Source organism: Novipirellula galeiformis (assembly GCF_007860095.1).
GTDB classification, from domain to species: domain Bacteria; phylum Planctomycetota; class Planctomycetia; order Pirellulales; family Pirellulaceae; genus Novipirellula; species Novipirellula galeiformis.
This window is the reverse complement of the sequence record NZ_SJPT01000001.1, coordinates 513075-524727: the sequence shown is the minus strand read 5'-3', so window position 1 is coordinate 524727 and position 11653 is coordinate 513075. Positions and strand designations below refer to the sequence as shown.

Below are 11653 nucleotides of genomic sequence, written 5' to 3'. Positions count from 1 at the left end.
AGCTCCGAGCGGACATCGCCGCTCGGCTTTCCACGCCATCAAGAAGAAACGAACCGAGCCTGAGTGATTGCTTTACGACACTCCGCTGTGGGTGTCGGGTTCGATATGGACGTGGACGTCGCGGACTCGCGGCATCTCGATGAGCAACATGTCTTTGACATCGTGGCCGATCCGATGGCCTTCTTGAACCGACATTTCGCCGGGAACTTGCACATGGATCTCGACGAAAAATTCGAGTCCACTTCTGCGGATCCGCAACTTCTCGACATACGACACCCCGGCGACCGCTTCAGCGACTTGACGGGCGCGTGCCACGGTCGCCTCGTCCGCTTGCTGATCCATCATCTCGCGTGCGGTGCTGGTAAAAATCCGAATTCCGGTGACCATCAACATGGCACAAACACACAATGCCGCAATCGGGTCGATGTACGGTCCCCAGGCACCGAGATAAGGCGAGAGAAGCAGCGAGGCAGCCACGGCGGCCGAACCGAGCGCGTCGCTACGATGATCCCACGCGGTCGCTCGCAGCGCCGATGAATCGAGTCGCTTCGCAACCCGCGCGGTGAACCGATACGTCACCTCTTTGACCAAGGCACAAAACGCCGCAATCCACCCCGCCAACAATCCGGGGACTCGCAATTCACCACCGAATCGCTTTGCCGTTTCGATCGCTAACAGCGCTGCGCTAAACGCCACCAACAACGCCACACACAAACCGGCAATCGATTCCGCCTTGGTATGACCGTAGGGATGATCGTCGTCCTCTTCGCGCTGGGCGACGCTTAATGCTCCGCGGACCGCCAACGCGCTGGCGACGTCTCCGATCGAATTGACGGCGTCGGCAATCAACGCGGCGGATCCGGTCACGATCCCGCCCGTCATCTTTGCGATGACCAAGACAACATTGACGCCCAATCCCCAAACCGCCGCGCGGCCCGCGTCGACGTACACGCGTTGACGCACCGCAATGCTGGCTTCGTCTCGAGGAGGTGTAATCGACAAAGGCGAGAACTCGCAGGCTGGGGTGGACGCTCGACGCGTTCGATGAACGTCAATTTTCAGACTTATCGTACCGCCAAACGATTTCAATTGAACCAGGGCGATTTCCGGATTCATCCCCCCACGGTGGCGAACCGTAACCTACCTTTTTTCAACGTGTGTCCGCATTTCCTTACATTGCCTGCCTCTACCGTTGCTTGCGAAAACAAATCCATGAGCCATCGCCCCTCCCAGCCTGCAAAACCGGAACAAAGCGGTTTGCCCACCCTCTGGTTCGCCGCCACCACGCTGCTTGGCGCGTTCTTGGTATTCCAAGTCCAACCGGTGATCAGCAAATGTGTGCTGCCTTGGTTCGGTGGCACGCCCGCGGTCTGGACCACGTGCATGCTGTTTTTTCAGCTGCTGTTGTTCGCCGGCTACCTGTATGCCCATGTACTGAAAAGTTATTTTCGACCTGGCATTCAAGGTGCGATCCATTTATCGCTGCTCACCGCCGCCGCACTCAGTTTGCCGATTGAACCCTCGGACGCTTGGAAGCCCAATGGTGCGGAGTCCCCAACGCTGTACCTACTCTGGATGCTGCTGTGTCACGTCGGACTGCCTTATTTTGTACTTTCGAGCACCGGGCCGTTGATCCAAGCTTGGTTGAGCTATCAAGATTCAAGTGACAAGATCTATCGACTCTACGCGCTCTCGAACGCCGGGTCGCTATTAGCCCTATTGAGCTATCCATTTGCGGTGGAACCCTTTTTATCGGTTTCGCATCAATCGGTCATTTGGTCGTTGATGTTTTGTGCTTTTGTTTTAATCCAAGGTTTCGTTGCCATAGGCCAGTTTCGCGTGATCGATCGCCGACGCAACGAACCGGCCCCACCTGTGGATGACGCGTCCCCAGCATCTCCCATCCTGTGGCAACACCGTCTCAGCTGGGTTGTGTTACCTGCGTTTGCCTCGACCTTTTTGCTGGTCGTGACCAACCATGTTTGCCAAGACGTCGCCGTGATTCCGTTTCTGTGGGTGCTACCGCTAAGTTTGTACTTGCTCAGCTTTATCATCTGCTTCGATTCGCCCCAGTGGTACAAGCCAAAATGGATCGCTTTGGTCAGTATCGTGGCCATCGCTACGATTCAAACCAAACAAATGCTGCCGTTTTCGTTGCAACTGATCAGCGAAGCGTTGTCCTACATGGTGTTGTTATTAGGGGTTTGTTTACTGTGCCATGGTGAAGTCGTGCGCATCAAACCCTCGCCTCAGTGGTTGACCCAATACTACACATTGCTGTCCGCCGGCGGGGCGATCGGCGGCATCATTGTTGCCATCGTTTGTCCCTTGGTGTTCAACAACTTCAGCGAGCTTCCACTCGCGTTGTCAATTGCATCGGCGCTGATCATGGTGATCTTTTTTGCCAGCCGCGGCTGGCGTTTGACCGACTACGATTGGAACGCGGCACGACGAGTTAAGATCGTGGTGGCGGTGGTGATGGCGCTGCCGATCATTGACATGTCGATGAAAGATCACGCATCCGCTATCGCATCGGATCGAAATTTCTTCGGAGTCCTGCGTGTGCATCGCGACGACCAAGGCACCCACTTGGTACATGGCCGAACGATTCATGGAATGCAACGTGCTGGCGCGGCGGCGTCGGAACCGACCGCCTACTATTATTACGACAGCGGCATCGGACGTGTGATTTCGGTGTTGCAAGAACGATCCCCTGCGATCAAAACCAGCGTGATTGGTCTCGGCTGCGGCGTGCTTGCCAGCTACGGCCGAGCGGAGGATGAATTCGACATGATCGAAATCAATCCCGCGATCCAACGAATCGCCAACGAGCACTTTACGTTCATGCGAGATTGCCCATCGACGATTCGGCACCATCTAGGGGACGGCCGCTTGGTGATGGAGCGGATGCAGGAGCAACGCTTTGACTTGATCGTACTCGATGCGTTTAGCAGCGATGCGATTCCAGCCCACCTGCTCACCACCGAAGCATTCGAACTCTATCGTGAGCGTCTTGCCACACAGGGCGTCTTCGCCGTGCATGTCTCGAACAACCATCTTGATCTCGTTCCGTTGGTTCATCGGCTGGCGAAACATGCATCGCTCGAGAGCCGAGTCGTGTACGGGACCGGAGACGATTCGATCCACGTCCGCAATTCGAGCTGGGTCATTTTGGCGGCCCCCAGCAATCCGCTCTGGGACCACCCGACGATGGCAACGGCTCGACCGGCAAGTTCGGACGAACTACAACGCGCTCCGTTGTGGACCGACCAACACCACAACTTGGTCAGCGTGCTCAACCTATGGTAGAGCACGCTTAACCTGTGGCAGGGGGTGCGCCCCCATGGCCAAGCGGGCGCGGCGTCGGCAGGAACCTTGCGTCATTCCCCATGCCCCCCTCTATAGAGACGAAACGTCGTCATTCTTGTCACATGCGGGCGATCCGTCGCTGGTTGCACCGTTAAACGGGCACACGGTTAAAAAGTTTGGGTACAAAAAAAAGAGTGCTTATTTTTCTGAATTGGCTCAAGCAGCTCTAAAAAACGCTCTTGCCCGCTGTTTCACGCATTTGCTAATCTCCGCAGTGTTCCGAGGATTCAATTTGTGCCCCGCAGGGTGATCATTTGATTGAAGTTACCGCGGTCGATGGACGATGAAACAAATGTTTCCGCCCGATTCGCGCTGACGAAAGTCTCTTTTCGCTACGACGGATTGCATCCTGGGACAAGGATAGCGGCGCTGACGACCGACGCGGAAACGGTCACATTTGAGTCATCTCAAGGAAGAGGTTACTTGATAGGCCCGGTCAATTAACGCGCTTTTGCATCCATTAAACCGACCCATGGCGACTCCAAACGGAGTTACGGATGGTTTAATGGGAGTCACTCGTCCCAAACGGGAGCAATCAGATCATGCAGATTTATGGCCCATTTCGTATGTCCGCCTCGCAAAACGCAGGCGGAGCCCAGCGAACCCAAACCCCTTCCCCCAACCTCACGACGCCGAAAAAATCCGCATCTCCTGTGGATCAGCTCGACCTCAGCAGTGCTGCCTCTGGGGTCAACCGACTCGAAGGCGCCATCGCCGGTGGTGGGGAGATTCGCGTCGATCGCGTCGCCGATCTTCGTCGCCAAATCGCCAGCGGCAACTACGACACGCCTGAGAAGTTGGACGCCGCCTTGGATCGGATGTTAGACCAACTCGCGTAGCGATTCTCACGCCGCACGCCCCCACCGACTCGGTTTCCTCCCGATTCGGCGTGGTCAAGGTCCATGATTTGCGGTAAGACAGTGATAGGCATTCAAACAGTTCGCAAATGGTGTACCCTTTGAGAGTTCACCTGCGAGCTGTTTCAACGTTCTGATAGCCGCCCGCTCTCTCTTGGAGGCGGCTATGTCACTGTTAAAATTTGTTGCCGTGTCTGAATCTTCTCCTTCGCTTCAACCGATCGACGTCTCGCTCACTCCTCAAGAACGTTTTGAAGAGTATCTGCAGACGCGTGGACTGAGACAAACGAGCCAACGTAAAACGTTGGTCGATCAAGTGTTTAGTCATCACGACCATTTTGATGCCGACGAATTGATCGACCGGCTGCCTCGCCGCGGGGACAAAAACTACGTCAGCAGTGCGACGGTCTATCGCACCTTGCGTGAATTCGTCGATGCAGGGCTGCTAAAGAGCTTTCAGCTCGAAGGCCGTACCGTTTACGAGCATGATTACGGCTACCCCCAACACGATCATCTGTACTGCACCCGTTGTCGAAAACTCTTCGAATTTCAAAGCGAAGCGTTAACGAAGTTGCGTGATGAAGTGGGATCCGAGCATGGATTTCGCATCGCGGGCCACCGCATGATCATTCACGGCGTCTGTCGTGAATGCAGCAAGAGCCGCCGCAAAAAACGCAAGCAAGATTTGGTCTAGCCGGCATCGCCGATGCTTCGACGCATCAGTTTTGAAATTGCACTGTTGCCGTTTCACCTAGCAAATCTGCACCCGACGCGTCAGCGAGAGACTGAGCCCACGGTGATCTTCCCGCGCTGACGCTGCGGGTGGAACACACGCCACTTCACAACGGACGCGTTGGGTTAGCGCAGCGGCCCAGCGCGCCGGAACATTGCTGCGGCGAGCCGGAAAGCGAGCGGGACTACAAATCGCACTCCCGGAGCTGTTTCAGGATCGCCGCGAAGACGGGCTCATTGGCGTCAAAATCGCGGCTCTCGGCTTGCAATTGGATGACGAACCGTTGCCCCGCGATTCGAGTCACGATGGTCCGTGAGATGATCAGCAAATCGAGATAGTAAAATTTGAGGTCCAACGCTAAACCCGCGTCGAAAAAGGGTTCAATTTTCAGCAGTTCGGTCTCCACTTCGTTGTAATCGACGATGATCGCATCGCGAATTTGATCGACGATCTGCTCGTTCGAATCTTGCGTTTGGTCGCGGAGAATCGAACAAAACCCGCCACTGGGCAATTGCAAGGTGACGCTATTTCCACCGTCAACCTCATCGACCACAGCCTGCCAGTTGTCGGGATACAGAAAGCGGACACCGAAGTCGTCAAAGGTTGCTGGCATAGTCTCTTTTTGAATGTTTGTGTGGTGCGAGCGGCTCGCTTGCGATGCCGGTAGTGAACGGGCTAGAAAACCGCGTTGAAGCGTCATCAAGGTTGAAATCACGCCGAATCACGTGGCCCCCCTGCCTCCTAAATGTCTCCGCTTGGATTTGCATGTCTACATTGCTTTAGGCGGGGAAAACTTGCTAAAAGGGATCAGGAACGTTCTTTTCAACGCAGTCGACATTTTATGAAATCGAATTTCGCCCTCATGATACTGCTGATCACGGTGCTGGCGTTACCCGGCTGCCGCTCGATTCGGCGGATCGGCGAGAGTCGGCAATCGATTGCCGCTCGTCGACTCTCAGGGCAAGGCTTCAAGGCCATGCACAACAACCAATGGGACGTTGCCGAGACGCTCTTTAGCGACGCACTGGATGTTTCACGGGCCGATGACCGCGCTCATTGGGGATTGGCTGAATCGCTTTGGCAACGAGGCGAATATGATCTGGCGATCGAGCACATGGAACAAGCCGTCCGCTTAAGTGCAAGCGACCCTAAACGTGTCCAGCGACTCGGACGGATGTACCTCGAAGTGGGACGCGACCAGGAGGCTCAAGAGCAAAGTCTGGTGGCCTTGGCCACGGCGCGCAATTCCGCCGACGTGTGGGCGTTGCGAGGGGATTGCTTACTTGCGGCAGGACAGTTGCCCGATGCCTTGGCGGCGTACCATCGCGCCCTCGCACTGCAACCCGACTTTCCCGAGGTCCAATTGCAAACGGCCGAGATCTATCACCAATCGCAACGATACGGCCGCTTGCTGGCCACCCTGGACCGCTTGCAAGATGGCGTGGGCAGTGACGCGACCCCCGCCCGCGCCGACGTGCTGCAGGGCATCGCGATGCGACGGTTGGGGCGGATCGACGAGGCGCAGAAGTGCTTCGCTCGCGCCACCGAGAAAGACCCCAGCGATGCAACGCCCCACTTAGAGCTGGCCACGTTGTCACTCGACCAGGGAAACGTTGAATCCGCAAAACAGTCACTCGCGATGGCGCTCAAGCTGAACCCCAACTCGCTCAGCCCCCATACCCTCAATCCGAATGCCTCGGCAGACCCTCATTGGGACAACGAAATCAAAAAGCAACAAGCGCGTCTTGCCAACGAAGAACACGGGGTCAACAACTCCGCCCGTTTGCGATAGTCCCAGACCTATGACCGGTGGCATTTTGTGCGGTCGTTTCATCGCGGAACGTCTGCAGCGAACGCTCGGTTGTGCGGGTAATTCTCGATGTTTCGGTTATGCCGAAGGATCCCAATGGATCGGTCCTACCGGTGGATCGCGGTTAAGTCTTAGGCGGAAACACAGTTTCACCTAATTGCAACACGACACCGCTCCATTTTGCGAGCTAGGGTTTCAACGGACTACTACGCTCCCTCAGCAGAAGAGTTAATTGATGTCACACTCGAGTCTACCCAACAACTATTCAGCGGCAGCTCTGGGAAATTTTTCGGTTTCGAGCCAGCCATCATCCGCATCGGAACCCGTGGTCGATCGCCGAACGAGCAATGCCGGTGCCACGGGTGGCGAACGCCGTCAATTCGGCAGCGCGCACAACGAGCTGACCGATAACGGTCGTCAATTGGCAATCGCGATCGACCAATACAAACTCGAACATCATCGCCGCTACATCACCTGTGATGAGATGTTAACGGTGATCGAGAAGCTGGGTTATTCCAAGTAGTTTTAAAGTCGCGGTGTCAACGTTCTGCGACGCAGCGTGGACCGCACTCTCGGGCGAGGCTACTTGATCAAGGGTTGCAGCAATTGTCGACGGGTCACCACCGATCGCATATCCCCATGATCATCGAACAACACTGCCACATCGCTTGCGGCATCGTAGAGCCGCAATAGGATGCGTAGGTGTCGATCACTGACGCGGCCGCGGATAACCGGTTTGATCTCGACCTTTGCGTTAGCAACACAGAGGTCGGCATACCGTAGAAATCCGATAATTCGCCCCCCACGCTGGACCAACAAGATTGGGTGATTGCGACGTCTGGCCTGTTGCTTTGCTTCCTTCAGATTGACGGGAGCCTCCACGACCGCCAACCGTTGCGGCGGCACCCCATAGGAGACCGCAGGTTGGCTTCCGACTTCGAATAGATTTTGAGCCAACACGCGTTGACCGGCGGCCAGAATCCCAGCTTCATGCCCATCTCTCAAGACTTGATCCAATTCACCTCGCGCCATCGCCAAGCGGACGCGAAAGGGAGTTTCCCCCGTGATCATCCGCAGCGCATTTCCGAGAAAGCCAAGCAAGATCGTCACCGGTGCGAACAACACGGTCGCGAGCAACAGGGCAGGGCGGGTCGCGTGTAACAGACGGTAGGGTGCGTGGAAAAACAAATACTTGGGTAACAATTCGCCTAACACGAAGACCACCGGTGTCATCATCACGGGGCCGATAATCTCGGCGCTGGTGTTCTCACCAAACAAAATCAAGACCGCCATCACGATGGCAAAACTGACGAGATAGTTGGCAATATTGTTGCCAACTAACATCGTGGCAACAAAGATCGCGGGATGATTCAACAACCAAACGACCCCGCGAGCCATCCTGGATCCGCTCAATCCGTCGAGCACCAAGCGGGTCCGTGAGACACGATACAACCCCGTTTCGCTGCCGCTAAAAAAGGCGCTCAGCATCATCCCGACGACAAAGACAAGCAGTGCCACGATCATGAGGGAGTCTCCGACGATGAGGGGTGACTCGGATGACAATTAACATCAATCCAGAGGGTGTCGTCGTTTTCTTCAATCACCTCTAACGTAAAGCGGTCTAACGGAGCACGATCGCCTACCCGCGGCAGTCGTTCATTGTGACGCTGAATTAAACCAGCCACCGTGGTGACGCCCTCTTCGATCGTTTCAATCCCCAAGCGTTTGGCGAGCGCTCGAGCACTGGCGGAACCGTGAACACGGTAATGGTTTTCCGCGAGCAATTGAATCGATGCTTCTCCCATCGTGTCATCGTCGACGTTGTGTCGAGAGGTGAATATCGATTGCAGGATATCGTCAATCGTTACGGCCCCCAACACTTCACCGAACTCATTGACGACGATGGCAACACTGCGGTCATCATCGTTGAGTTGATCGAGCACTTGCGACACGCGGGCGGACCAGGGCACGTAGATTACCGGCTCCATCGCAGCGGTGACATCGTCGATCTGACTGGGCCGCAGTTGGCGAATCCCAATCGCTCCAATGATGACTTCGCCGTCATCACCGGTGATTAACACGTAGCCACTCGGAGGCATTGGCTCACTAAAAATCTGCTGGACTTCGTCGGCGTTGCAGAGCTGCATTTTGCTTCGCAACCGCATCAATTCACCGACTCGAATTTCAGCCATTTCGACCAAGCCCGAAAGCACGATCCGCTCGCGTTGCAACAACGCGGCATCATCGGTGCTGAGTTCGATCGCGCGTTCAATATCGGCGAGGTCGATTTCAGGTTCGGGGCGGAACGAGGGCCAAATCAAACGGAGGACCGCGAGATTGGTTGCTTTCACCAATGGTAGAACGGGGCCGACGATCTTGACCGCGATGTTCATGGGCGGGGCCACGAGCAAACAGAGCCGAGCGGGAGCGAGCACCGCGATACTTTTGGGCAACATTTCGCTAAAGAAGATGATCACCACCAAGCTACCCGCGGTGAAGCCGATCGCCAACGAGGAACCACCCCCAGGATCTTCCTGCAACTTGGTTCCCACGATCGATGCGATCGCAAAGTAGGTCATATTGATCAACAAATTCCAGAACAGAATTGCTGACAGCAAACGATCCGAATCATCCAACAGGGACGCTGCCATGCGGCCACTCACGCCGCGGCGTTTCAGCCGTACACGCTCTGGATGCGGCAACGAAAAAAACGCTGCTTCGCTTCCACTAAACAGTGCACTCAGTAAGATCAGCACTCCCATCACCAGGAGCCATCCCCACGCCGCCAGCAGAGCACTCAAGCGGAATCTCCCCCGGCGCCGCGGTCTCGCTCAAGCGACACATCAAATTCACTCAATGCCGGAATCATCATCGCCGCGGTGGTAAATCCATAACCGACCACCAATGCGAAGACGACAAACAGATGGTCCGTTTGCAGCAAAAATTGAGTGATCGCATAGAACGTAATCAACGGCAACAGGAATGAGGCGGCAAAGATTGCCGAGGAGGGGTTTCGCCAGCCGAGCGAAGCAAACAAGGCTGCCCCGCCCCCGAGAATCATGACTAAAAACGGGGCCAATTGAAGCTGAAACGCGCCGCGAAAACTGACCATGATCGTCATGCAAATCGCGATGCCGACACAGAGAAAAAAGACGGTTCCGAGGCTTGCCAGCGTGGCGGTGCGACCGGCCACGTAATTCAGCCCCGAGTGGATACCAAGCATTGAAACAAACACATACAGCGTCATTGCCCCCACAAAAACATACGCCGCGTTTTCAATTGTCATCACCCCGTTGGCGGCCATATAAACGACCAGCGCCAGCGGCAACAAGATCATCTCCTTGGCCACATACAGCACCCCCAACAACTTGCCGAACACGAATTCGCTCGGCGAGAGATCCGTCACCAGCAACAAGTCAAGTGCGAGTCCGTCACGCTCCCCGGTAACGGCGTTGACGGCGAGCGCGTTGACGAGCACCAAGCTGACCACACCGAGTGCCGCCAACGGCAACGTTGCGGTAGGAAGTGCACGACCGATCCGACCCGCCGGTTCCATCGCCACGCCACTTTGAATCTGAGCGTAAAGGGCTCCGGCAACCAACAAAAACAATGCCACGAACGCCACTCGAATGACCACAACTTTGCGGCCATAAGCCCAGGTCATGATCTCGCGCCACAGAATGGGGTTCTTCCATACTGGGCGTGCTTGACGCACTTTCCAGCTCGCCGGTTCCGCTAAACCTTGCATCTCCTCGGACGTCTCCACCTCGGGTGCTTTCAAACGAACGTCACGCGAGGGATTCCAAACACGAACCTTGAGCACGCCGAAAACCAAGATCGCGATCGACATCAAAATCGACACGACCACAAAGTAACCAATCCCGATCGCAGTCTCGCTCGATAGACTCGCCAAGGGAGACGCCGCCGCCAAAAGGGCTCGCGGAGGACTGAGCGCTAACGCCACTGAATCCGCGAACCGACCGCCGATCGTAAGGAGCTCGGCAATCGCCATGTACATCAAAAGCAACAGCACGGTCAGCGCGATTGCTTGGAACGTCTTCTCGCGCCATAACCCGACGACGGTGCCGACCGAGCCGGCAAACACAATCGTCGCGGCCGTTACGACAAAGACGCTTAGCACTTGCGCCGGCGAAACACCGCCGAGCAGCGGCAGTACCAAAAATAGCGGCAAGGCACAAACCAGCATCGAAAGCGGACTTAGCAGACTCGCGGTCAACTTTCCCACCACCACTTCAAATCCACTGAGCCGCGTCATCAGCAGCAACAGCAACGTCCGGCGATCTTTCTCCTGAGCGACGCTACTCGCCGCCCCCACGGCCGCCAAACTGCTGAGCACCAACAATTGCAGTGGCGACAGCAACGCAAACATCCAACCGCCAAAACGGGCGGAATCCGCAGTCGTCTGCAACGAACGGGATCCGTCCAAAACCAAGTACCCCGTGCAGAGCAGCAAAAACAGCACGAGCACATATACCCCTCGACTGAGGTAAGTCTTTGGCCGTTTCGGAACGACCATCGCTTCACGGTTAAATACGGGTCCGAGCATGCTGGTTTTAACGCGACGGTTGAAAGGAGGAAAACGAACGGTACAGATTAACAAACAGGCCGAGACGATACAGCCACCAGCGGGATTGACGGTAGAAAAGAACTTGAGACCAACGGACACCCCCCACGGGACTGCCATGTTGGCAAAACGGGCTCGCGAAGGCCTGGGCTCGATCGCCTTTGTTCCATCGCCTTGGTTTCATCGTCTTGGCTCCATCGCCTTGGCCGGCGGGACGCGCTTCCCGATTGACCCGCTTAATCCGCAAATCGAGCCTAGCCGAACCTACACCGCTCAAAATCAATATGACCCGTCACGAG

At 56.0% G+C, this 11653-nt stretch carries 10 protein-coding genes; 5 read left to right on the top strand and 5 right to left on the bottom strand.

The window, feature by feature from the left end; genetic code table 11:
• Positions 1-72 precede the first annotated feature (72 nt).
• Positions 73-1116, bottom strand: coding sequence for a cation diffusion facilitator family transporter (locus tag Pla52o_RS01810; protein WP_146592869.1), 1044 nt, complete (start codon positions 1114-1116; stop codon positions 73-75).
• 96 nt (positions 1117-1212) lie between these two features.
• Between Pla52o_RS01810 and Pla52o_RS01805 the strand changes: the two genes are divergently transcribed.
• From Pla52o_RS01805 to Pla52o_RS01795, 3 genes are all read left to right on the top strand, one after another.
• Positions 1213-3309, top strand: coding sequence for a fused MFS/spermidine synthase (locus Pla52o_RS01805; protein WP_146592868.1), 2097 nt, complete (start codon positions 1213-1215; stop codon positions 3307-3309).
• A gap of 626 nt (positions 3310-3935) precedes the next feature.
• Complete coding sequence (locus tag Pla52o_RS01800) at positions 3936-4208, top strand: flagellar biosynthesis anti-sigma factor FlgM (protein WP_231612019.1); 273 nt, start codon at positions 3936-3938, stop codon at positions 4206-4208.
• Positions 4209-4392: 184 nt separating this feature from the next.
• The gene (locus tag Pla52o_RS01795) at positions 4393-4920 is read left to right on the top strand and encodes a Fur family transcriptional regulator (protein ID WP_197168938.1); all 528 of its coding nucleotides are present in this window, start codon (positions 4393-4395) and stop codon (positions 4918-4920) included.
• A gap of 223 nt (positions 4921-5143) precedes the next feature.
• On the opposite strand, the gene Pla52o_RS01790 is transcribed toward Pla52o_RS01795, so the two are convergent.
• Entirely contained in the window at positions 5144-5572 is a 429-nt protein-coding gene (locus Pla52o_RS01790; RefSeq protein ID WP_146592866.1) for a hypothetical protein, read from the bottom strand.
• Positions 5573-5821: 249 nt separating this feature from the next.
• Here Pla52o_RS01790 and Pla52o_RS01785 point away from each other — a divergent pair, with 249 nt between their 5' ends.
• Both Pla52o_RS01785 and Pla52o_RS01780 read left to right on the top strand, forming a co-directional pair.
• A complete protein-coding gene (locus Pla52o_RS01785; RefSeq protein WP_146592865.1) occupies positions 5822-6751 on the top strand; it encodes a tetratricopeptide repeat protein in 930 nt (309 codons plus the stop codon).
• 253 nt (positions 6752-7004) lie between these two features.
• Positions 7005-7292, top strand: coding sequence for a hypothetical protein (locus tag Pla52o_RS01780; RefSeq protein ID WP_146592864.1), 288 nt, complete (start codon positions 7005-7007; stop codon positions 7290-7292).
• Between the two features lie 59 nt (positions 7293-7351).
• On the opposite strand, the gene Pla52o_RS01775 is transcribed toward Pla52o_RS01780, so the two are convergent.
• The 3 genes from Pla52o_RS01775 to Pla52o_RS01765 are packed head-to-tail and all read right to left on the bottom strand — an operon-like array spanning position 7352 to position 11474.
• A complete protein-coding gene (locus tag Pla52o_RS01775) occupies positions 7352-8293 on the bottom strand; it encodes a CNNM domain-containing protein (RefSeq protein WP_146592863.1) in 942 nt (313 codons plus the stop codon).
• Positions 8290-9570 (bottom strand): CNNM domain-containing protein, encoded by a 1281-nt coding sequence (locus Pla52o_RS01770; protein WP_231612018.1) that lies wholly within the window; start codon positions 9568-9570, stop codon positions 8290-8292. Before Pla52o_RS01770 ends, Pla52o_RS01775 begins: the two co-directional genes overlap by 4 nt.
• A complete protein-coding gene (locus Pla52o_RS01765) occupies positions 9567-11474 on the bottom strand; it encodes a hypothetical protein (protein WP_231612017.1) in 1908 nt (635 codons plus the stop codon). The genes Pla52o_RS01770 and Pla52o_RS01765 overlap by 4 nt, the downstream gene beginning before the upstream one ends.
• Positions 11475-11653: the final 179 nt, after the last annotated feature.